We start from the raw sequence: 22,000 nt of genomic DNA, 5'->3' as shown, positions 1-22,000 counted from the left end.
CGGCGCGGAAGGTCAGGCCGATGCCGAGCCCGGCCAGCGTCAGCGGCGCGGCGAACTTCATCGTCTCGGTGATCGGCTTGATCTGCTGGGCGAACTGCCCATCTACTCGCCGGTAATAGGCAGTTCGCTACCGGACTACCCCAGCCGCGTCAGCCGAGCACCCGCTCCAGCCACCCGTTCCAGAACCGGCGGTCCGGGTCGAAGCGGCGTACCAGGTCCCTGAAGTCGCCCCAGCGCGGGAACGCGGCACCGGGGTCCTTGGTGGCGAACAGCTTGCCCCAGTGCGGCCGGGTGCCCGCCGGAAGCCGCTGCTCCAGGTCGGGCAGGAGATCACGTACGCCGACGGGGTCGGCCTTCCAGGTGAAGTGCAGCGCCACCGTGTCGGTGCCGTAGGCGGGAGAGAGCCACAGCTCATCGGCGGCGACCGCGCGGATCTCGCTCACCTGCAGGAGCGGCCGGACGCGGTCGGCGAGTGAGCGGACCGCCTCGACCGCCTCCTGCGCGCGATCGAGCGGCACCAGGTACTCGCTCTGCAGCTCCGCGCCGACGCTCGGCTGGAAGTCGAGCCGGAAGTGGGGCAGCCGCTCGTGCCACGGTCCGGGTACGCCGAGCTGCTCGGTGCACGGGGCCGGGTCGAGGCCGGGGACGACGTGCCGCGGCTCGGTGGCGAGCACCGTCCCGCGGAGCTCCGGCGTCCCCGAGCGCGACTTCACCCAGACCCGCGCGACCGACCCGTCGGGCTCGTCGGACCAGCGCGTGAAGATCGACACCGAGTAGGCCGCACCGAGGATCTCGGTGAGGTGTTCTCGCAGGTCCGCGTAGGTGAGCCCTTCGTGGACCGTCTGTGCGACCTGGTACGTCGGCGAGGTCAGCAGCTCGAGATGGGTCACGATCCCCAGGGCGCCGATGCCGACCACGGCCCCCGCGAAGTCGGGCGAGCCGGCCTCCAGCCGCACCAGGTCGCCGCGGCCATCGGCGATCTCCAGCGCGGTCACGGAGGTGGCCAGCGAGCCGTTGGCGACGCCGGAGCCATGGGTGCCGGTCGCGACCGCGCCGGCGACCGAGATGTGGGGGAGCGAGGCCAGGTTGGGCAGCGCGCGGCCGTGCTCCTGCAACCAGGCGGCGAGCTCGCCGTAGCGCATGCCGCCAGGCACCCGGACCACGTCCCCGGCCAGGCTCGGCGAAGATTCCAAGCCGTCGAGCGAGACCAGCACCCCCGGTGTGTCCGCGAGATCGGTGAAGGAGTGCCGGGATCCCAGTGCGCGCAGCCGCGGCTCGCGCAGCACGAGGTCGCGTACGTCATCCACGGAACGTGGTCGCACCAGCTCGCGCGCGGTGTAGTCGTAGCTGCGGGCCCACGTCGATCCGGGAGCTTCGCGGGCAGAGGTCTCGGTGGGCATGGACCGGATCGTAGCCGGGATCCAGCTTCTGTGGGCATCGTCGGAAAACGTTATCGACAACGATTGACAAAACTCGCGGCTCCTCGCCATCCTGATCCCTGTCTGTGATGCCGATCACACTTAGTGCACCTGGAGGCACCGTGAAACTTCGTCACATCGTCGTGACCGTGGCCGCGGCGGCGACCGTCACCGCGACCGCGTCATCCATGGCCCAGGCCGAGCCACGTGGCTTCCGGCCCCCGTCCGACTCGCTCCGCTCCTACGCGTCCCAGATCGGGCTGCACCTCGGTGTCGCCGCCAACCCCGAGGTGCTCGCGGACGAGGAGCTCGCCGGCATCGCCGCGGACGAGTTCTCCAGCATCACGCCCGAGAACGAGATGAAGTGGGAGACCGTCGAGCCGACTCGTGGCACCTACGACTGGTCCGGCGCCGACGAGGTCGTCGAGTTCGCCCGCGCCCACGGTCAGAAGGTGCGCGGCCACACCCTGCTCTGGCACAACCAGAATCCCGCCTGGCTGACCGAGGGCGTCAACAACGGCACGATCAGCAACGACGAGCTCCGCGGGATCCTCAAGAAGCACATCACCGACGAGGTCGCCCACTTCCGCGGCAAGGTCTACCAGTGGGACGTCGCCAACGAGTTCTTCACCGACACCAACCCCTCGCGGCTCAACCCGGACAACTTCTGGGTCTCCCGGCTCGGACCCGAGGTGGTCGCCGACGCCTTCCGCTGGGCGCACCAGGCCGACCCGAAGGCGCGGCTGTTCTACAACGACTACAACATCGCCGGCGAGGACGGCCACAACGCCAAGGCCGACGCGGTCTACGCCTTCGTCAAGAGCCTGGTCGCCCAGGGCGTACCCATCCACGGTGTCGGCAACCAGGGTCACCTCGACACCCAGTACGGCTTCTCCGGCGAGCGCTTCCGCGCCGACCTGCAGCGCTACGCCGACCTCGGTCTCGAGGTCGCGGTCACCGAGGCCGACGTACGCACCTTCGTCGACTCCGCCGAGACCCAGGTACCCACGGACAACCTGGCGCTCTTCGCCCATCCCTACGAGTTCTCCCAGATGCTCCAGGCCTGCCTCGCCGTACGCGCCTGCACATCGTTCACGGTCTGGGGCATCGACGACACCCACTCCTGGGTACCTGGCTGGTTCGAAGGGAACTGGGATGTGAATCGGCAGCCCAAGGAGGCGTACACGACCCTGAAGCAGGATCTCCGACTTGCCCTGGGGGCGCCACGCCGGCGCTGAGCCGCAGCGGTCCGTGGCGGCACTCGGGTGGCGGTGGTCTACTGGAGTCCGAGCACACGGATCGATCTGAGCGAGGGTAGATGAGCGAGAACGCAGCAGAGGCAGACCTCGAGGAGCAGGCGACCGATGTCGTGAAGGAGGCCGTCGACGACGAGGCGCCTCTGGATGCCGAGGAGACGGTGACCTCGACGCCGGACGACGTCAACGAGGCCGACTACGCCGAGCAGAAGCTCGACGCAGTCGGCCCCGACGACGACTACGACTACTAGTGGGCCACTAGGAGTTCTGCGGGAACCCCAGGTTGATCCCGCCGTGCGACGGGTCCAGCCAGCGGGTGGTGACCGCCTTCTCGCGGGTGAAGAAGTCCAGCCCCGCGGGGCCGTACGCCTTCGCGTTCCCGAACAGCGACGCCTTCCAGCCACCGAAGGAGTGATAGGCGACGGGCACCGGGATCGGCACGTTCACGCCGACCATCCCGACCTGCACCTCACGCTGGAACCGGCGGGCGGCGCCGCCGTCGTTGGTGAAGATCGCGGTGCCGTTGCCGAACTGGCCCGAGTTGATCAGCTCGAGGCCCTCCTCGTAGCCGGAGACGCGGATGACCGAGAGCACCGGCCCGAAGATCTCCTCGGTGTAGACGGTCGACGTGGTCGGCACCCGGTCCACCAGGGTCGGCCCGACCCAGAAGCCGTTGGGGTCGCCGTCCACCTCGATCCCACGTCCGTCGACGACGACCTCGGCCCCGTCGGCCGCGGCCACGTCGACGTAGCTCGCCACCTTGTCCCGGTGAGCGCCGGTGATGAGCGGCCCCATGTCGGTGTCCCGGGTGCCGTCGCCGGTCTTGAGCGTGGCCATCCGCGAGGTGATCTTCGAGATCAGGCTGTCGGCCACCGAGTCGACCGCCAGCACCACCGAGATCGCCATGCAGCGCTCGCCGGCCGACCCGAAGCCGGCGTTGACCGCGGAGTCGGCGACCAGGTCGAGGTCGGCGTCGGGCAGCACCAGCATGTGGTTCTTGGCGCCGCCGAGCGCCTGGACCCGCTTGCCGGCGGCGGTGCCGCGCTCGTAGACGTAGCGGGCGATCGGGGTGGAGCCGACGAAGGAGATCGAGGCGACGTCGGGGTTGTCGAGGAGCGCGTCGACCGCCTCCTTGTCGCCGTGCACGACGTTGTAGACGCCGTCGGGCAGCCCTGCTTCGGCCCACAGCTCGCCGATCCAGCTGGAGGCGGTCGGGTCCTTCTCCGAGGGCTTGATCACGACCGCGTTGCCGGCCGCGATCGCGATCGGAAAGAACCACATCGGCACCATGGCGGGGAAGTTGAACGGGCTGATGATGCCCACCACGCCGAGCGGCTGCTTGAGCGTGGTCACGTCCACGCCGGAGGAGACCTGCTCGGAGACCGTGCCCTTGAGCAGATGCGAGAGCCCGCAGGCGAACTCGACGACCTCGAGCCCGCGGGCGATCTCGCCGGCGGCGTCGGAGAGCACCTTGCCGTGCTCGGCGGTCAGGATCTCGGCGAGCTCGCCCTTGCGGGCGTTGAGCAGCTCGCGGAACTTGAAGAGCACGGCCGTACGCCGGGTGAGCGATGTCTCGCTCCACTCTTCGAACGCCTTCTTCGCCGCCGAGACGGCGGTGTCGACGTCGGCGGCCGAGGCGAAGCGTACGCGCTTCTGGACGGTGCCGAGCGCGGGGTTGTAGACGTCGCCGAGACGGGTGCCGGTGCCGGGGTTGGTGGCCCCGCCGATCCAGTGGTCGAGGATGGGGAGATCGGTCATGTCATGCGTCCTTTAGAGAGCTGTTACAGCGAGCCGAGCACGTCGTCGTAGATCGAGATCGCCTCGGCGACCTCGTCGGGGGTGACGATGCACGGGGGCACCACGTGGATGCGGTTTTCCATGGTGAACGGGATCAGGTTGCGGGCGATGAGGTCGGCCTTGATCCGGCCCATCGTCGCGGCGGGCAGCGGCTCCCGCGTCTCGCGGTCGGCGACGAGCTCGAGGGCCCAGAAGACCCCCGTGCCGCGCACCTCGCCGATCACGTCGTGCTTCTCGGCCAGCGAGGCGAGGCCGGGGGCGATGTGGTCGGTGCCGATGGTCGCGGCGTTGTCGACGATGCCCTCCTCGTTCATCGCCTCGATGGTCGCCACGATCGACGCCATCGCCAGCGGGTGTCCGGAGTAGGTGAGCCCGCCGGGGAAGACCTGGTCGTCGAAGGTCTCCGCGACCGGGTCGGAGATGATCACCCCGCCGGCGGGTACGTAGCCGGAGTTGACCCCCTTGGCGAAGGTGATCAGGTCGGGAACGACGTCGTAGGCGTCCAGGGCGAGCCACTCGCCGGTGCGGCCGAAGCCGGCCATGACCTCATCGAGGATGAGCATGACCCCGAACTCGTCGGCCAGCGCCCTGACCCCGGGGAGGTAGCCCGGCGGCGGGATCATGATCCCGGCGGTGCCGGGGATGGTCTCGAGGAGGATCGCCGCGATCGACGCGGGCCCCTCGGACTCGATGACCCGGCGCAGGTGGCGCAGCGCGCGCTCCGACTCCTGCTCCGGCGTGGTCGCCCAGAACTCCGAGCGGTAGAGGTAGGGGCCGAAGAAGTGGACGTGGCCGCGGGCGTACTCGTTCGGGATCCGCCGCCAGTCGCCCGTCGCGACGATCGCCGCCCCGGTGTTGCCGTGGTAGGAGCGGTAGGTCGAGAGCACCTTGTCGCGGCCGGTGTGGATGCGGGCCATCCGGATCGCGTTCTCCACCGCGTCGGCGCCGGCGTTGGTGAAGAAGACCTTGTTGAAGCCGACCGGCGCGATGTCGGTGATCCGCTCGGCGGCCTCGCCGCGGGTCAGGTTGGCCGTCGTCGGGGCGATCGTGGTCAGCGTCTCGGCCTGCTTCTTGATCGCCTCCACCACCCGGGGGTGCTGGTGGCCGATGTTGGTGTTGACCAGCTGGGAGGAGAAGTCCAGGTACGTGTGCCCGGAGTCGTCCCACACCCGCGAGCCCTGCCCGCCGGCGATGACGAGCGGTTTCAGCGACCCCTGGGCGGACCAGGAGTGGAAGACGTGGGCTCGGTCGAGGTCGTAGGCACGGGCGTCGCTGGCGCTGGTCAAGGCTGTCCCCTGGGGTGCGTGGATGGACATGGATCTGGCTTGCGCGCTTCGCGCGCTTACTCCCTCGCTCGGCGCGGGCGGACGAGCAAGCTCGCCGCTCGACCTCGCTCAGGTCGTCTCTCACTCTACGCCGGGAGCAGCAGGGTCGCCGCCGATCCGGGATACTGATTACGAAGGTGTATCAGGACAACGGCTACGTTTTCGTTACATTCTCACGCGACAATCAACGAAATCGCGCGCTCATGCCTTCGTGGTCACCGGCCGGTTGACCCGGGGGATGACCAGATCGCCGTACGCCGCCAGGGTCTGGTCCATCGCGTCGTGCTGCAGGTAGACGGCGAACTGGTCGACGCCGAGGCTCTTGAGCTGCTCGAGCCTGGCGACCTGCTCCTCGACCGGGCCGAGGAGGCAGAACCGGTCGACGATCTCGTCGGGCACGAACTGGGTGTGGGTGTTCCCGGCCCGCCCGTGCTCGTTGTAGTCGTAGCCCTCGCGGTTCTTGATGTAGTCGGTGAGCGCCTGCGGGACGGCACCGCTGCCGTACTTGGAGACGATGTCGGCGACGTGGTTGCCCACCATCCCGCCGAACCACCGGCACTGCTCGCGGGCATGGTCCAGCGCCTCGGGCGTACCGTCGGTGACGTACGCAGGAGCCGCCACGCAGAACGTCAGCGACTCCGGGTCGCGGCCGGCGTCGGTGGCCGCCTTCTTGACCGCCCCGATCATCCACTCGGTGATGTCGGGGTCGGCCAGCTGCAGGATGAACCCGTCGCCGACCTCCCCGGCCGCCTTCAAGGCGAGCGGGCCGTAGGCGGCGATCCACACCTCCAGCTCGGAGCGCTTGGCCCACGGGAACTGCAGCGTGGTGCCGTTGATCTCGACCGGGCGCCGGTTGGCGAGCTCGCGGATCACCCGAGTGGCCTCGCGCATCTCCTTGATCGTCGACGGCTTCCCGTTGAGCACCCGCACCGCCGAGTCACCGCGTCCCATCCCGCACACGGTGCGGTTGCCGTACATCTCGTTCAGGGTCGCGAAGACCGACGCGGTCACCGTCCAGTCGCGGGTCGCCGGGTTCGTCACGAACGGGCCGACCTTGATCGTGCGGGTCTCGGCGAGGATCTGGCTGTAGATGACGTACGGCTCCATCCACAGCAGGTGGCTGTCGAAGGTCCAGACGTAGTCGAAGCCGTACGCCTCGGCCTGCTTCGCCAGGGAGACGACCCGCCAGGCGGGCGGGTTGGTCTGGAGGACGACACCGAAGTCCATCACGTCACACCAGATACTGGGAGAGGTCGCGCTTGAGGTAGCTGCCGTGGCCCTTGGTGCCCTTGAACTCGCCGTCGGCGACGACCACAGAGCCCCGTGAGAGCACCACGTCGACGTGTCCGTCGATCTCGTAGCCCTCCCAGGCGGAGTGGTCCATGTTCATGTGATGGGTCCGGCCCTCCCCGATGCCGATGGAGGTGTGACCGTTCGGGTCGTAGACGACGATGTCGGCATCCGCTCCCGGCGCGATCACGCCCTTGCGGCCGTAGAGCCCGAACATCCGCGCCGGTGTGGTCGCGATCAGCTCCACCCACCGCTCGAGCGTGATCTGCCCGGTCACCACGCCCTGGTAGAGCAGGTCGACGCGGTGCTCGATCGACCCGATCCCGTTGGGGATGGCCCGGAAGTCGTCCTTGCCGAGCTCCTTCTGCTCCTTCATGCAGAAGGGGCAGTGGTCGGTGGAGACCATCTGCAGGTCGTTGGTGCGCAGCGCCTGCCACATCGCGTCCTGATGGCCCTCCTCGCGCGAGCGCAGCGGCGTCGAGCAGACCCACTTGGCGCCCTCGAAGTCGCCCCACTCCTCCGACCTCGCGCCGAGCTGGTCCTCGAGGGAGAGATAGAGATACTGCGGGCAGGTCTCGCCGAACACGTTCTTCCCGTGGTCGCGGGCCGCGGCCAGCTGCGCGACCGCCTGCTTGGCGCTGACGTGCACCACGTAGAGCGGAGCCCCGGTCACGTCGGCGAGCATGATCGCCCGGTGGGTGGCCTCCTCCTCCATCTGCCAGGCACGCGCGATGCCGTGGTAGTAGGGAGACGTCTTGCCGGACTCGGCCAGCTGCGCGGCGAGCACGTCGATGGCCGGACCGTTCTCGGCGTGCATCATGGTCAGCAGCCCGTGGTCGGTCGCCTTCTGCATCGCCCGCAGCACCTGCGCGTCGTCGGAGTAGAAGACGCCCGGGTAGGCCATGAACAGCTTGTACGAGGTGATCCCCTCGTCCACGAGCGAGTCCATCGCCTTGAGCGCGTCGTCGTCGACCCCGCCGATGATCTGGTGGAACCCGTAGTCGATCGCGCAGTTGCCGGCGGCCAGCTCGTGCCAGTGCGCCAACCCGTCCTGTACGCGTTCGCCGTAGCGCTGCACCGCGAAGTCGATGATCGTCGTGGTGCCGCCCCAGGCCGCGGCCCGGGTGCCGGTCTCGAAGGTGTCGCTGGCGTTGGTGCCACCGAACGGCAGCTGCATGTGGGTGTGGGCGTCGACGCCGCCGGGGATGACGTACTTCCCGCTCGCGTCGATGGTGACGTCGGCCGCGATCGTCCCCAGCGGAGTGCTCCCGGGGGAGATGAGCGCGACGATCCTCTCGCCGTCGACGAGCACGTCTGCCTGGGTGCGCCCGGTCGCGGAGACGACCGCGCCGCCCGTGATGAGCGTGGTGGTCATGCCGGCCTCCTCAGGGTCGGGGGATGGCGGTGTACGAATCGGGCCGGCGGTCGCGGTAGAACTGCCAGTCGTCGCGCATCTCCTGGACCATGCTCATGTCCAGGTCGCGTACGAGCAGCTCCTCCTTCTCGCCCGAGCCGAGCTCGCCGACGTAGTTGCCGCGGGGGTCGACGATCTGCGACATCCCGTAGAAGTTGACCGCCTCTTCGCCGTACTCGTTGTCCTCCAGGCCGACCCGGTTGGGCGCGAGCACGAAGTAGCCGTTGGCGACCGCGGCGGCGGGCTGCTCGATCTCCCAGAGCCGGTTGGAGAGCCCGGGTTTGGTGGCGTTGGGGTTGAAGACCATGTGGGCACCGTTGAGCCCGAGCTCGCGCCAGCCCTCGGGGAAGTGGCGGTCGTAGCAGATGTACATCCCCACCTTGCCGACCGCGGACTCGAAGACCGGGTAGCCCAGGTTGCCGGGGCGGAAGTAGAACTTCTCCCAGAACTTCTCCACGTGCGGCAGGTGGTTCTTCCGGTACTTGCCGAGGATCGTGCCGTCGGCGTCGACCAGCACGGCGGTGTTGTAGTAGATCCCGGTGTCGGCCTCTTCGTAGATCGGCAGCACGATCACCATGCCCAGCTCCTTGGCCAGGCTCGCGAAGCGCTGCACGATCGGCCCGTCAGCCGGCTCGGCGTAGCGGTAGTACTTCTTGTCCTGGGTGATCCCGAAGTAGGGCCCGTAGAAGAGCTCCTGGAAGCACATCACCTGGGCGCCCTGGGCGGCGGCGTCCCGCGCGAAGCCCTCGTGCTTGTCCAGCATGGAGACCTTGTCCCCGGTCCAGGTGGTCTGGCTGATTGCGGCTCTGACGATCGTCATGCAACTACCTCCCGACTCACATACAAGCACGCCGCCGCGACCCGTGGGGTCGCGACGGCATTTTTGCTTCAGACGATGAGGTGGTTGAAACCCTGCTGCGCTAGGCGGCGGTCGCCGGATGACGTACGACGACGTGCTCGACCGCCCTGGCGAGCTCCTCGCGGAGCTCGGGCGCGAGCTGAGGGCAGTCGACCGAGAGGAACAGCTCCATCGCGGAGCGGGTCGCGCGGGCCCGCTCGCCGGGCGTGCCCTCGGAAAGGGTCGGCGCGATCTCGGCGAGATGGGCACTGGTCTCGACCACGGTGTTGCAGTCGTGCGGGGTGAGTGGGGCGCGGGCCTCCCGGCCGGCGCGGACGAGGACGCTCAGAACCTCCACCTTGGCGGCGGTGGTCAACGACATAGCGCTCCTCGACGAGTCGAACAGATGCGACCCCACACCGTCCGCGTTGTGCGACGACATGTATCTCCTCGGTGGGACGTGTGCCTCCCCCGAGGCACTCTCGCCCACTCCAACGAGCAGGGGAAGGGATCGGTGACGCCCTTGGGTGCTTTGTAACCCAGCTGTGGGCCGACCCGTGAGTAACCTATAGAAATGCTGGTCCTGGTGTTGCAGATCGCCTCGCGTGGGACGACCCGGCACAATTGAGCCCATGAGTTCTCCTGGGGGCGCCGGCATCGGTGGTCTGATGGTCGAGACCGAGGCCGATGTCGTACGCCGCCAGGCACTGCGCCGCATGCGCATCGTCGCCACCGGGCTCCTGGTCGTGGCTGCCATCGTCTATCTGCTGACGCTTCGGCTGGACGGGTTCTGGGGGTTCGTGAACGCCGGCGCCGAGGCGTCCATGGTCGGTGCGATGGCCGACTGGTTCGCGGTCACCGCGCTGTTCCGCCACCCGCTCGGGCTGCCGGTGCCGCACACCGCACTGATCCCGAAGCGGAAGGACGAGCTCGGCGCCAGCCTGGAGGAGTTCGTCCAGGACAACTTCCTGCAGGAGGAGACGATCCGCGAGCGGCTCGGTGTCGCGATGCCGTCGCTACGGCTCGCGCTCTGGCTCGCCGAGGAGCCCAACGCCAAGCGGGTGGTCGACGAGGTCTCCACCGTGGTCGCCGACGGGCTCTCCCGGATCAGCAACCGGCACATCGTCGAGATCATCCAGGACGGATTCGTACCCCGCCTGCGCGAGGAGCAGATCGCACCGCTCCTCGGCGGCACCCTGCAGGCGGCGCTGGACGACGGCGTCCACCACGGTCTGGTCGACCTGGCGCTGGTCGAGCTGCACGGCTGGCTCGAGGAGAACGAGGAGATCGTCACCGAGGTGCTCGGCGAGCGGGCGCCGTGGTGGACGCCCCAGGTGCTGCGCGAGCCGGTGACCGCCCGCATCCACGTCGAGCTGGTCCGCTGGATCGCCGACATCCGCGACGATCCCGAGCACCGCGCCCGCAAGGCGATCGACACGATGCTCGCCGACCTCGCCGACAATCTGCAGCACGACGAGGCGACCATGGAGCGCGCCGAGCGGCTCAAGGAGCGGGTGCTCGACCACCCCGGCGTCATCAACACCGCCATCTCGATCTGGGACGCCCTGCGGCGTGCCCTGACCACGTCCCTGCGCGACCCCGACGGCGTCGTCCGCCGCCGCGCCCTCGACGAGGTCGTCCGCTATGCCCAGAAGGTCGTCCTCGACGAGGCCCTCCAGCGCCGCTACGACGCGCTCGCCTCCGACGTGGCCGTCTACGTCGTCAAGCGCTACGGCCGCGAGGCGACCACCGTCATCACCCACACCATCCAGCGCTGGGACGGCAAGCAGGCCGCCCGCCGCATCGAGCTCTTCGTCGGCCGCGACCTGCAGTTCATCCGCATCAACGGCACCATCGTCGGTGGTCTCGTCGGCGTGATCATCCACACCGTCGCCGTCCTGGTGGAATGACCCGCCGAGACGTCACGTACGTCGGCCGAGACGTCACCGTGTGCCGACTCGGCCGACCGCGGTGACGTGTCGGCCGACGCGGGTGACGCCTCGATCGATTTACCTGACGCCTCGGCGCGGGGGAGGATGAGCGGTGTGAGTGAACCCTTCGACGTACCCATCTCCGACGAGGTCATCCGTCTCGGTCAGTTCCTGAAGCTGGCCAACCTGGTCGAGGCCGGCTCCGAGGCCCGCCCGGCGATCACCGCCGGCGAGGTGAAGGTCAACGGTGAGATCGAGCTCCGCCGCGGTCGTCAGCTCCGCGTCGGCGACGTCGTCGAGTACGCCGGCCAGGCGGCCCGGGTCTCTGACGAGGCCGACTTCGACGTCCCCTGGTGAGCTTGGCGGAAATGGGAGCGAGGCGGTGACCCCGAAGGGTCGCCGCCTCGCTGCGTACGAACTGCTTACTTCTCGACCTTGACCAGGTCGCAGACGAAGATCAGGGTCTCGCCGGGCTTGATCGCGCCGCCGGCACCGCGGTCGCCGTAGCCCAGGTGGGGCGGGATGACGAGCTGGCGGCGGCCGCCGACCTTCATGCCGAGGATGCCCTGGTCCCAGCCCTGGATGACCTGGCCGATGCCGACGCGGAAGTCGAGCGGCTCGCCGCGGTTGTAGGACGCGTCGAACTCCTCACCGGTGGACAGCGCAACGCCGACGTAGTGGACCGATACGCGGTCGCGCTCGGTGGCCTCCTCGCCGTCACCGATGGTGATGTCCTTGATGACGAGGTCGGTCGGAGGGGTGGGGTCGACGAAGTCGATCTCAGGCTTCTGGCTCATGAAATCAGTCTACGTATCGAGACTCGCTGGGGCACACCACCGTCGCATCGGCCGTCCCGGGGTAGATCGTGGTCAGGCCGTCGGCCCGCTCCCGGCCGAGGTTCCACTCCAGCCAGTCGCCCTCGCGATCGCTGGGCCCGAGCACACAGCTGCGCAGGTCCTCGGGGAGCTTCTTCAGGGCGGGCACCGCGTCGTCGCTGAGCTCGGCGAGGAAGTCGGTGTCGATCTTCCCGGTCTCCTCATAGCGCGAGACGTTGTGCTCGGCGATCCATGCGTCCGGGTTGATCGCGGCGATCCCGAGCAGCGCGACAGCGCCGCTGACCAGCGCGAACCGCCCGAGCCAGAGCCCGCCGGCGATCGCGGTGCCGGTCACCGCGGCGACCAGCCCGGCGATCACCAGCACGCCCAGCCAGGCCTCGAAGACATCGACGAGCAGGCGGAGCTGGGTGAAGCCGTACGCCTCCTGGTAGAGGTGCATCCGGTACAGCGCCGACCCGACGACGACCAGAGCCTCCGCGGCGAGCAGACCGAGCGCGATCCGCAGCCACAGCCGGTCGGCGACGGTCTCCACCGGGGCCTTGCGCGCCGCCGCCCAGATCACCAGCAGGGTCAGTGCGGTCGCGACGGTGAGCTGGCCGAACCCCTGGTGGACGTATTCGGCGTACGTCAGCCCCGTCGTCTCGCGCAGGTAGTCCTCGCCGCCGAAGACAGCGGTCGCCTGCGCGATCAGGAACGCGGCGAAGACGGCGACCACGACACCGACCGGAGCCAGCCACTCGTAGCGGTTGGCGACGGGCTGGGACGTACGCTCGCTGCGGTCGATCCGGGGCGGGTTCACGGCCAGGTACGCAGCGCCCATCACGACCCCGAAGACGAAGACGGTCATGAAGATCCGAGCCGCGAAGGTGTCAGGGCGTACGTCCGGCACGAACTGGTCGACCCAGCTGCCCAGAACCGCGTCGGCGGTGGTGAACAGGAGCCCGAAGATCACCAGACCGAGCAGCGAGAGCACCGTGGTGCGGGCGACCGCCGCCCCGTGACCCCTGCCGGAGACGCTGGTCAGCGTGCGGCCCAGCCACGGGATCCCGCGCAGCCCGGCCAGCGGCCAGGAGATCCCGGTGAGCACGATCCCGAGCAGCGTCTTCGCCTGGGTGGAGGCACACAGGATCACCGCGATCGCCGTGAGCAGGCACAGTACGACGAGCCACTCGGCGTCGCGGAAGACCGCGACTGAGGAGAGCAGCGCGAACAGGACGTAGCAGACGATCGGGAACCGGCTGCGGCGCTTCTCGCTCGCCATCATCACGACCCCGCCCGCGGCCAGCAGCACGATGACCGTCCCGAGCCCGGCGTTGCGGTCGGGGATCAGCAGGCCGCCGAGCAGGCCGGCGACCACGGCACCGATGAAGAGCCCGAACCTGCCCGCGACGCCTGAATCGGGCCAGTAGGTGCCGAAGATGTCGTCGAGGACCGACGGGGTGGCATAGGCGGCCTGAGGGTCCGTGTCGGGGTTGTCGACCGGCTGGGCCGGTTCGGCGGGCTCGGCCGCCGGGGGAGTGGTGGGCATCTGGCTCTCCTCATGAGTGGGGGTGAGATGACTGGGACTGAGCTGATGGGGGCCCGGACGTACGGGTGGGCGCAGCGGAAGGTCGACGCGCACCCGGGCACCGGCGGCGCCGGGGAGCGGGTCGAGGAAGGCGATGGAGCCGCCGTGCAGGTCGGTGACCCACCGGGCGATGGCGAGCCCGAGCCCGGTCCCGCCGCCCTCACCGGAGGAGCTGAGCGTGCCGAAGGGCTCGAAGACGCGCCCGCGGTCGGCGACGGGGATGCCGGGACCGGAGTCGAGGACCTCGAGGTGGTAGCGCTCGCCGTCGATCCCGGCGCGCACGGTGACCACGCCGCCGCGGGGACTGTGCCGGGAGGCGTTGTCGAGCAGGTTGACGACGAGCTGGCTGAGGCGATCGGGGTCGGCGTCGACGACCAGGTCGGCCGGTGCATCGATCTCGTAGGTGACCGGCCGCCCGTTGGCCCGCGTCTCCGCGACGCAGGCCTCCAGCAGCGGGCCGAGCTCGACCGAGGCGGTGCTCAGCGGCGCCTTGCCGGCGTCGACGCGCGCCAGGTCGAGCAGGTCCTCGACCAGCCGGCTCAGCCGCTCGGCCTGGCCGAGCGCTGTCTGCAGCGCGGCCGGGTCGGATCCGACGCCGTCCACGAGGTTCTCCAGCACGACCGTGAGAGCCGCCAGCGGCGTACGCAGCTCGTGGGACACGTTGGCGACCAGGTCGCGACGCTGGCGGTCGACGGCGCCGAGATCGCTGGCCATCGTGTTGAACGCACGTCCCAGCTGGCCGACCTCGTCGGCACCGACGGCGGGCACGGAGACCGAGTAGTCACCCCGGGCCATCCGCCTCGCCGCGACGGTCATCTGCCGCAGCGGGGACGTCATCCCGGCCGCCAGCAGCTGAGTGACCGCGAGCGCGATCCCGATCGTGACCGGGATCGAGATCCACGGGGAGACCCCGGTGATCCGCCCGACGGAGGCGACGACCGCCGCCACCAGCGCGCTCGCGGCGACCAGGAGCCCGAGCTTGACCTTGATCGAGGAGACCCGTTCCAGCGGAGTCATTCGCCGGCCTCCAAGGCGTAGCCGACCCCGTGCACGGTCCGGACCCGCTCGGACCCGATCTTGGCGCGCAGCCCCTTCACGTGGCTGTCGACCGTGCGGGTTCCGGAGGCGTCGTTCCAGCCCCAGACCTCGGCGAGCAGCCGCTCGCGGGTGACCACGGCACCCGGGTCGGCGGCCAGGCAGACGAGCAGGTCGAACTCGGTCGGCGTCAGCCGGACCTCAGAGCCGTCGACCCACACCCGGCGGGCGGCCGGATCCATCCGGAGCCCCCCGATCTCAGCCGTACGCCGCGGCGACCCGGCCAGCTCGGCGGCCCGCTCCACCCGCCGCAGGAGCGCGTTGACCCGGGCCACCAGCTCGCGGGCCCGGAACGGCTTGGTCAGGTAGTCGTCGGCCCCGACGCCGAGCCCGACGAGCACATCGGCCTCGTCGGCACGCGCGGTCAGCATCAGCACCGGCACGGGGCGTACGGCCTGGATCCGGCGGCACACCTCGAGGCCGTCGTAGCCGGGCAGCATCACGTCGAGGACGACCAGATCGGGCGAGGTCTCCTCGAAGCAGGAGACCGCCCCGGGGCCGTCCCACGCTCGGACGACGTCGTATCCCTCCGCCTCGAGCCGGTCCGAGACGGCCTGGTTGATGACCGGCTCGTCCTCGACGACGAGGACCCGGCGGCTGACGGTCAGATGTTCTGGCACATGCTCAGGCTAGAAGCCCGAGTCGCCGGAAAGGCTGCAGAAGTTGTGCAGGTCCTGTGAAGGTCGGATCCGGACAGGATCTCAGGTCTGGTGGACGTATGCCTCGAGCTGGTCGCGCTCGAATGCGAGCTGGTCGATGCGGTGCTTGACCAGGTCGCCGATGCTGACGATGCCGACCAGGCTGCCGTCGGGGGAGACGACCGGCATGTGCCGGATCCGGCGCTTGGTCATGATGCCCAGGATCTCGTCGATGGTGGCCTCGGGGGCACAGGTCTCGACCTCGGCGGTCATGATCGAGGAGACCTCGGCGGCGAGCAGCGCGTCGTTCTCGTGGAGGCGCCGGACCACGTCGCGCTCGGAGACGATCCCGGCGACGGCGGTCCCGTCGCCGCTGACGACACAGGCCCCGATGCCGTGCTCGGAGAGGACGCCGAGCAGGTCACGCACGGTGGCGGTTGATGCGATCGTGACGACTTCTGCGATCGCCTTGCGAGTGAGTACGTCCGCGATCTTCATGCACCAACGGTAGCGGCCGTGACGTGCGTCACGCCAGGGTCTGTCCCGGAACGCGGCTACTCGGTCACTCGGATGCCGGGCGGCGGAACGCGGTGACCGATCCCGGCTGCGCGGCCGGCCAGTCGGCGTCGTTGTTGCCGTCGGGCAGGCCGCCGAGGAAGGAGAGCACGGCGTCGTGCAGGTGGCCGTTGGTGGCCAGTGCGTTGCCGCCCCACGGCCCCGGGTCGCCGGCCAGCGAGGTGAACTGGCCGCCGGCCTCGCGCACGATGATGTCCAGCGCGGCCATGTCGTAGAGCTCGAGCTCCGGCTCGACCGCGATGTCGACCGCGCCCTCGGCGACGAGCATGTAGGACCAGAAGTCGGAGTAGGCGCGAGTGCGCCAGCAGCTGCGCATCAGCGCCAGGAAGTCCTCGAGCCGATCGCGCTCCTCCCAGCCGTGCAGCGAGGAGTAGGACATCGAGGCGTCCTCTAGGCGGCGTACGTCCGAGACCTGGCAGCGGGTCGACTTCATCAGCGACTTGCCGGTGTGGGCGCCTTGGCCCTTCGCCGCCCACCAGCGCCGCCCGAGCTGGGGCGCGGAGACGACCGACATCACGACCTCGTTGTCGACCGCGAGCGCGATCAGGGTCGCCCAGACGGGCACGCCGCGCACGAAGTTCTTCGTGCCGTCGATCGGGTCGACGATCCAGCGGCGGCTGGACGAGCCGGAGGATCCCGACTCCTCGCCGGTGATCGCGTCCCGCGTGCGAGCGCGGGAGAGCGTACGCCGGATCGACTCCTCCACGGCCTTGTCCGCGTCCGAGACGGGGGTCAGGTCGGGCTTGGTCATGACGTGCAGGTCGAGCGCCTTGAACCGCGACGTCGACAGCGAGTCGGCGTCGTCGGCCAGCAGGTGCGCCAGCCGCAGGTCGTCGTTGTAGTCAGGAGTGCTCGCCACGAGGATCCACTCTAGTGGCTCCGCTCCCCGTGCGAACCCTCCCCTGGTAACCGGTTCCCCACGAAAACACCGGTCGGGGCATCGAGGGCTCGACCTGTCAGAGGGCGTACGTCGGCACCGACCGCGCCTCGAGCAGGCGACGGAAGGAGACGACCCGTTCCGGATCGAGCCTGCCGTCCTCGACGGCGATGTCCAACCCGCACTCCGGCGCATCGGCGGCGTGCGAGCAGCCGCGCGGGCACTCGGCCGTCGCCTCCTGCAGATCGGGGAAGGAGACGATGAGCCGTTCCGGCTCGACGTGAGCCAGCCCGAACGTACGGATCCCCGGGGTGTCGATGATCCACCCAGCCCCCGGGAGCCGCAGCATCAACGCCGATGTGGACGTGTGCCGCCCCCGTCCGGTGACCGCGTTGACGTGCCCGACCTCGCGGCCGGCGTCGGGAACGATCGCGTTGACCAGGGTCGACTTGCCCACCCCGCTGTGGCCGAGGAGGACCGACGTACGTCCGTCGAGCTTCTCCTGCAGCGCGCTCATGTCGCCACCCCGCTGGGTCACCACCCACGGCACCCCCAGCGACCGGTAGATCGAGACCAGCGACTCCGGGTCGGCCAGGTCGGCCTTGGTGATGCACAGCAGCGGGTCGATGCCCGCCTCCAGGGCAGCCACCAGCGCGCGGTCGATGAACCCCGTACGGGGCTCGGGGTCGGCGATCGCGGTGACGATCACCAGCTGGTCGGCGTTGGCGACCACGACCCGCTCGACGGGATCGTCGTCATCGGCCGTACGCCGCAGCACGGTCTCCCGGGGCTCGAGCTCGACGATCCGCGCCAGTGCCCCCTCCGCGCCTGACGTGTCGCCGACGACCTTCACCCGGTCGCCCACGACCACGCCCTTACGGCCGAGCGGACGGGCCTTGACCGCCCACACCTCGACGTCGGGGGCCTCGTCCATGACCAGCGTGAACCGCCCACGGTCGACCGTGATCACCCGCCCGAGGTCGGCGTCGTCGTAGCTGGGCCGGTCCTTCGTCCGCGGTCGGGTGCGGCGCCGGGGACGGTCGTAGTGCTCGACGTCCTCGGTCCCGTAGCGCCGCTGTGCCTTCGCCATGTCGTCGTCAGAACAAGCCGGCCCAGAAGGGCGCGAAGTCGGTGAAGGTCTTGCTGGTGGTGGTGACGTTCTCGACCAGGACGTCCTCGACGGCGGCCCCGATGATCACGCCGGCGTGGGCCATCCGGTGGTCGGCGTAGGTGTGGAACACCCCGCCGTGCAGAGCCGCCGGCCGGATCGTCAGCCCGTCGGGATGCTCGGTGACGTCGGCCCCGAGCGCACCCAGCTCGCGCGCGAGGGCGGCGAGCCGGTCGGTCTCGTGGCCACGGATGTGGCCGATGCCGGTCAGGTGCGATGGCGTCGAGGCGAGCGCGCACAGCGCCGCGACGGCAGGGGTGAGCTCGCCGATGTCGTGCATGTCCAGGTCGATCCCGGTGAGCCGCTCCGGCCCGGTGACGGTCAGCCCGTCGTCGGTGACCCGCACCTCGCAGCCCATCAGCGAGAGCACCTCGCGCAGCTGGTCGCCCGGCTGGTCGGTCGCCTCCGGCCAGTCGCGCACGGTCACGGTCCCACCCGAGACCGCGGCCAGGGCCAGGAACGGCGCCGCATTGGACAGATCCGGCTCGATGGTGCGGTCCAGCGCCTTGATCGGTCCTGGCGCCACGGTCCATCGGTTGGCGTCCGAGTCGTCGACCGTGACGCCGTGCTCGCGCAGCATCGCGACCGTCATGTCGATGTGGGGGAGCGACGGCACGGGCTTGCCGTCGTGGCGTACGTCCACACCCTGCTCGTACCGCGCGCCCGCGAGCAGCAGCGCGCTGATGAACTGGCTCGAGGCCGAGGCGTCGACCACCACGGTCCCGCCGGGCACGACGCCCTGCCCCTGGATCGTGAACGGCAGACCGTCGCCCTCGATGTCCACGCCGAGGTCACGAAGCGCACGCAGCACCTCGCCGACCGGCCGCTTGCGCATGTGCGGGTCGCCGTCGAAGGCGACCGTGCCGGTGGAGAGCGCGGCCACCGGAGGTACGAACCGCATCACCGTCCCCGCCAGCCCGCAGTCGACCTCGGCATCGGCGCCGAACGCCCCGGGCGTCACGACCCAGTCGTCTGCCGAGGTGTCCACGTGAGACCCCAACGACGTCAGCGCTGCCGCCATCAGCAGCGTGTCGCGCGACCGCAGCGCACGACGTACGACGCTCGGCCCGTCCGCGATCGCGGCCAGCACCAGCGCCCGGTTGGTGAGCGACTTGCTCCCCGGCAGCGACACCGTCGCCATCACCGGACCGTGCGCGCGGGGCGCCGGCCAGGGGTCGGCCGGTCCGTTGGCAGGGTCGGCGGCACGGTCGCTCGTGGTAGTCACAGGTCCAACTTTAGAGGTTCCGCGAGCAGAGGCGGCCGTCGGTCACCGGGGATGAAATCACTCGATCCCGAGCGCCTTCAGGAAACCCTCCCAGGTCAGACCGCCGGTCGCGGCGCCGCGCTCGACCTCGGGCTCCTCGTCCGGGTCGGCGCTGTCGCTGGGCTCCTCCGGGCCTTCGGGCAGCGAGGGACTCTCGCTCGGAGTGCCCGGGTCGCTGGGCAGGTCCGAGGACGGAGTCGGCACCTGAGGGACGTCCGGAGTGGTCGGTGGTGTGGGCACCTGAGGGACGTCCGGGGTCGTCGGTGGCGTAGGCACCTGCGGGACGTCCGGGGTCTCGGTGGGAGAGGGCGTCGGGGTCGGCGTGGGCTCCGGGGCTGTGGAACCGGAGATGCTGTCGTGATTGTTGCTCGCGTCGCCGTCCTCGTAACCCTCCGGGACGATGCGGGCGTCGAAGGTCCACGTCTCGCCCGCTCGCGGGATGAAGTCGACGTGTGCCGCTGTGCCGTCACCCGTCAGCTCGCACTCGTACGAATACGTGCTGCCCGTCGGCGGGGGAGCGAAGGTGCCGCAGGCCTGCCAGCCGAGGTAGGCCGGCTCCATGCCCGTCACCGTGATCACGAGCTTGGTCGACCGACCGGCCGCGGCCTCGGGGAGGCCGGTGACCTCTGCGGTCGCGGCCACGTAGCTCGCCCACCCGGACAGACCGAGGAACGACGCACCGAACCCGCCGCCCTGCTGGGTGGCGCTAACCTCGACTTTTGGGTCGTGCTTCGGAGCTTCCTCGAAGGTCACCTCCACAGCACCGACGTCCTTGCCGCCGTGGCCGTCCGAGATCTGATAGGTGAAGGTGTCGCCGGCCCCGTCGTAGCCGGCGGTCATCGTGTAGACGACCTCGCCGTCTACGATCTCGGCCGTGCCGTGCGCGGGCTGGTCCACGATCTCGACCAGGTCGAGGGTGTCGCCGTTGTCGTCGGTGTCGTTGGCGAGTACGTCGATGGTCCCCTGCGCCGTCGACGGCTGGTTGCCGTTTCCGTTGCCGTTGTTGCCCTGACCGTTGCCGTTCGACCCGGGAGTCCTGGTCAGGGTCGCGGCGTCGCCGACGGCCTTGGGGTCGGCGTTGGGCGTGGTCACGTCGACGGTGCCAGCGACCTCGCCGCCGTTGCCGTCGGTGAGGACGTACTCGATCGTGTCCGTCCCACGCCAGCCCTTCTCGGCCTCGTAGGTGACGGTCGTGACCGGCTCCCCGGCCATCCGCAGACCACCGAAGATCGCGCCGCTGGGGCCGCGTCCCTTGCCGCCACCCGACGTCGAGGTGCCGCCCACGGTGACGGCGCCGTGGGCAGGGGCACGGACGTTGGCCTCCTTGACCGAGAGCGAGTCGCCGTTGGCGTCGGTGGCGCCCTGGGTCAGGTCGATGACCGCCTTGCCACCCGGAGCGACCTGCACCTCGGGCAGGGGCGAGGTGATGACCGGCGCCTCCTGGGTCTGGGCCGGGGCGGTGTCGGCCGGCGGGTCGGCCGGCTGGTCGGCGGGTTGGTCAGCGGGAGGTGCGGCCGGCGGGGCTGCGGGCTGATCTGCGGGCGGGGCCGCGGGCGGCGCGGCGGGAGGAGCCGCGGGGGCAGGATCGGCGGCAGCGGGCGCCTCCGCAGCGGGCTCGTCGGCGGCCGGCACCTTCGGGGCCGGTTCACCGCCGGTGAGCGCGAGCCCTGCGGCCACGGCCGCAGCAGCCGCGACACCGGCACCCGCACCGACCGTACGTCCCACGGGATCGCCCAGCACCCAGTCCCTGACCCGCCCGAAGAAGAGCACCACGCCACCCTTGGCGGCGACGCCGCTTCCGACGGCGAGGTAGCCCGCGCCCGCGGCGCCGAGCAGAGCCGGAGCGAGCCAAGCGCCCATCCCGGAGTTGACCTCGGTGAGCTCGAGGTAGATCGCGGTGCACGGGCGGCAGTCCTGGAGGTGGTCGTCGACCTTCGTCGAGTCACGCTTGGACAGGCCGTTGCGGATGTAGGCACCCAGGTTGGCGCGCGTGGTGGCGCAGGCCTCCTCACCGGCGTCCTGAGCGTGCATCGAGATGAACGCCTGCTTCAGGCCCTCGCGAGCCCGGTAGGCGAGCGCCGAGACCGAGTTGGCCGACATGCCGAGCATCGGCGCGATCTCGGCCGGCTTCTGGCCCTCGACCTCGGTGTGCCACAGCACCTGCTGCCAGCGCTCCGGAAGCTGCTGGAACGCCTTCGCGGCGGCCTGGTTGTCGAAGCCCGACACAGCGGTGTCCTCGAACGGCACGCCCGGGTCGAACGGAGTCAGGTCGTCGGTGGTGGTCAGCTTCGAGGCGGCACGGATCTTGTCCACGTGAAGACGGCGCAGCGACGTCAGCAGGTAGGCGCGGAACGCCAGGTCCGGGCCACCGCCCCTCTGCAGCACGTTGAGCACCTTGGCGAACGCCTCGGAGACGAGGTCGTCGGCGTCGCCGGGCGACACCAGCTGACGGGCCAGGCGGCGGGCGGCCTCGACATGGCGCTCGAACAGCGTCCCGTACGCATCCAGGTCACCGCCGCGGACAGCGGTGATCAGCTCGGCGTCGCCAGGGGCGTCGAGGGTAGGGAGAGAGGTGGGGGTCGATTCGCTCACAGCACCAGAGACGTTAGAAGGACGGAGGTATGACGCGGCTTGCGCCGACGGGAGACATGCGTTGTGCTAACGACTGCTGAAGCCCGCACGTCACGCCCCTCCCCGGATCTGACAACAA

Annotated in this window: 19 protein-coding genes; 4 read left to right on the top strand and 15 right to left on the bottom strand. The window is 69.9% G+C overall.

Translation table 11 applies throughout. From position 1 onward, the window contains the following. Window positions 1-149 precede the first annotated feature (149 nt). Window positions 150-1,400, bottom strand: a complete 1,251-nt coding sequence (locus ABTX24_RS28210) for an FAD-binding protein (RefSeq protein ID WP_350844389.1) — start codon at window positions 1,398-1,400, stop codon at window positions 150-152. A gap of 140 nt (window positions 1,401-1,540) precedes the next feature. Between ABTX24_RS28210 and ABTX24_RS28205 the strand changes: the two genes are divergently transcribed. Both ABTX24_RS28205 and ABTX24_RS28200 read left to right on the top strand, forming a co-directional pair. Then, window positions 1,541-2,656, top strand: coding sequence for an endo-1,4-beta-xylanase (locus tag ABTX24_RS28205; protein WP_350844387.1), 1,116 nt, complete (start codon window positions 1,541-1,543; stop codon window positions 2,654-2,656). Between the two features lie 80 nt (window positions 2,657-2,736). Further along, window positions 2,737-2,925 (top strand): Rv3202a family protein, encoded by a 189-nt coding sequence (locus tag ABTX24_RS28200; RefSeq protein WP_350844385.1) that lies wholly within the window; start codon window positions 2,737-2,739, stop codon window positions 2,923-2,925. A 7-nt stretch (window positions 2,926-2,932) separates the two neighbouring features. Here ABTX24_RS28200 and ABTX24_RS28195 read toward each other — a convergent pair whose 3' ends face one another. From ABTX24_RS28195 to ABTX24_RS28170, 6 genes are all read right to left on the bottom strand, one after another. Next, on the bottom strand, window positions 2,933-4,432 hold the full coding sequence (locus tag ABTX24_RS28195; protein WP_350844383.1) for a CoA-acylating methylmalonate-semialdehyde dehydrogenase: 1,500 nt from the start codon (window positions 4,430-4,432) through the stop codon (window positions 2,933-2,935). Window positions 4,433-4,455: 23 nt separating this feature from the next. Beyond that, complete coding sequence (locus ABTX24_RS28190) at window positions 4,456-5,757, bottom strand: aspartate aminotransferase family protein (protein WP_350844381.1); 1,302 nt, start codon at window positions 5,755-5,757, stop codon at window positions 4,456-4,458. Window positions 5,758-5,997: 240 nt separating this feature from the next. Beyond that, window positions 5,998-7,023, bottom strand: coding sequence for a TIGR03842 family LLM class F420-dependent oxidoreductase (locus ABTX24_RS28185; RefSeq protein WP_350844379.1), 1,026 nt, complete (start codon window positions 7,021-7,023; stop codon window positions 5,998-6,000). A 4-nt stretch (window positions 7,024-7,027) separates the two neighbouring features. Beyond that, window positions 7,028-8,461, bottom strand: coding sequence for a dihydropyrimidinase (gene hydA, locus ABTX24_RS28180; protein ID WP_350844377.1), 1,434 nt, complete (start codon window positions 8,459-8,461; stop codon window positions 7,028-7,030). A gap of 10 nt (window positions 8,462-8,471) precedes the next feature. Then, entirely contained in the window at window positions 8,472-9,320 is an 849-nt protein-coding gene (locus ABTX24_RS28175) for a nitrilase-related carbon-nitrogen hydrolase (RefSeq protein WP_160027625.1), read from the bottom strand. Window positions 9,321-9,420: 100 nt separating this feature from the next. Further along, window positions 9,421-9,720 carry a hypothetical protein gene (locus ABTX24_RS28170; protein WP_141803049.1) on the bottom strand — a complete coding sequence of 100 codons (300 nt, stop codon included), beginning with the start codon at window positions 9,718-9,720 and terminating at the stop codon, window positions 9,421-9,423. Window positions 9,721-9,970: 250 nt separating this feature from the next. Between ABTX24_RS28170 and ABTX24_RS28165 the strand changes: the two genes are divergently transcribed. Then, entirely contained in the window at window positions 9,971-11,248 is a 1,278-nt protein-coding gene (locus tag ABTX24_RS28165) for a DUF445 domain-containing protein (RefSeq protein ID WP_160027627.1), read from the top strand. Between the two features lie 135 nt (window positions 11,249-11,383). Then, on the top strand, window positions 11,384-11,626 hold the full coding sequence (locus ABTX24_RS28160) for an RNA-binding S4 domain-containing protein (RefSeq protein WP_350717184.1): 243 nt from the start codon (window positions 11,384-11,386) through the stop codon (window positions 11,624-11,626). 65 nt (window positions 11,627-11,691) lie between these two features. On the opposite strand, the gene ABTX24_RS28155 is transcribed toward ABTX24_RS28160, so the two are convergent. The 8 genes from ABTX24_RS28155 to ABTX24_RS28120 all read right to left on the bottom strand — a co-directional run bounded on the left by ABTX24_RS28155 (window position 11,692) and on the right by ABTX24_RS28120 (window position 21,882). Further along, on the bottom strand, window positions 11,692-12,066 hold the full coding sequence (locus tag ABTX24_RS28155; protein WP_141795436.1) for an FKBP-type peptidyl-prolyl cis-trans isomerase: 375 nt from the start codon (window positions 12,064-12,066) through the stop codon (window positions 11,692-11,694). A 4-nt stretch (window positions 12,067-12,070) separates the two neighbouring features. Beyond that, window positions 12,071-14,689 carry a DUF4153 domain-containing protein gene (locus ABTX24_RS28150; RefSeq protein ID WP_350844375.1) on the bottom strand — a complete coding sequence of 873 codons (2,619 nt, stop codon included), beginning with the start codon at window positions 14,687-14,689 and terminating at the stop codon, window positions 12,071-12,073. Further along, window positions 14,686-15,387, bottom strand: a complete 702-nt coding sequence (locus ABTX24_RS28145; protein WP_350844373.1) for a response regulator — start codon at window positions 15,385-15,387, stop codon at window positions 14,686-14,688. The genes ABTX24_RS28150 and ABTX24_RS28145 overlap by 4 nt, the downstream gene beginning before the upstream one ends. A gap of 81 nt (window positions 15,388-15,468) precedes the next feature. Then, window positions 15,469-15,903: a CBS domain-containing protein gene (locus ABTX24_RS28140; RefSeq protein WP_160027633.1), complete on the bottom strand. Its 435-nt coding sequence runs from the start codon at window positions 15,901-15,903 to the stop codon at window positions 15,469-15,471. A gap of 64 nt (window positions 15,904-15,967) precedes the next feature. Next, on the bottom strand, window positions 15,968-16,840 hold the full coding sequence (locus ABTX24_RS28135; RefSeq protein ID WP_160027635.1) for an inositol monophosphatase family protein: 873 nt from the start codon (window positions 16,838-16,840) through the stop codon (window positions 15,968-15,970). 97 nt (window positions 16,841-16,937) lie between these two features. Continuing rightward, window positions 16,938-17,948 (bottom strand): ribosome small subunit-dependent GTPase A, encoded by a 1,011-nt coding sequence (gene rsgA / locus ABTX24_RS28130; RefSeq protein ID WP_350844371.1) that lies wholly within the window; start codon window positions 17,946-17,948, stop codon window positions 16,938-16,940. A 7-nt stretch (window positions 17,949-17,955) separates the two neighbouring features. After that, the gene (aroA, locus tag ABTX24_RS28125; RefSeq protein WP_350844369.1) at window positions 17,956-19,251 is read right to left on the bottom strand and encodes a 3-phosphoshikimate 1-carboxyvinyltransferase; all 1,296 of its coding nucleotides are present in this window, start codon (window positions 19,249-19,251) and stop codon (window positions 17,956-17,958) included. 57 nt (window positions 19,252-19,308) lie between these two features. After that, window positions 19,309-21,882 (bottom strand): sigma-70 family RNA polymerase sigma factor, encoded by a 2,574-nt coding sequence (locus ABTX24_RS28120; RefSeq protein ID WP_350844367.1) that lies wholly within the window; start codon window positions 21,880-21,882, stop codon window positions 19,309-19,311. Window positions 21,883-22,000: the final 118 nt, after the last annotated feature.

The organism is Nocardioides sp. NPDC127514 (assembly GCF_040302125.1).
In the GTDB taxonomy this organism is placed as follows: Bacteria; Actinomycetota; Actinomycetes; order Propionibacteriales; family Nocardioidaceae; genus Nocardioides.
Note: the sequence above shows the minus strand (reverse complement) of the source record. Positions and strands in the feature narration are given on the sequence as shown.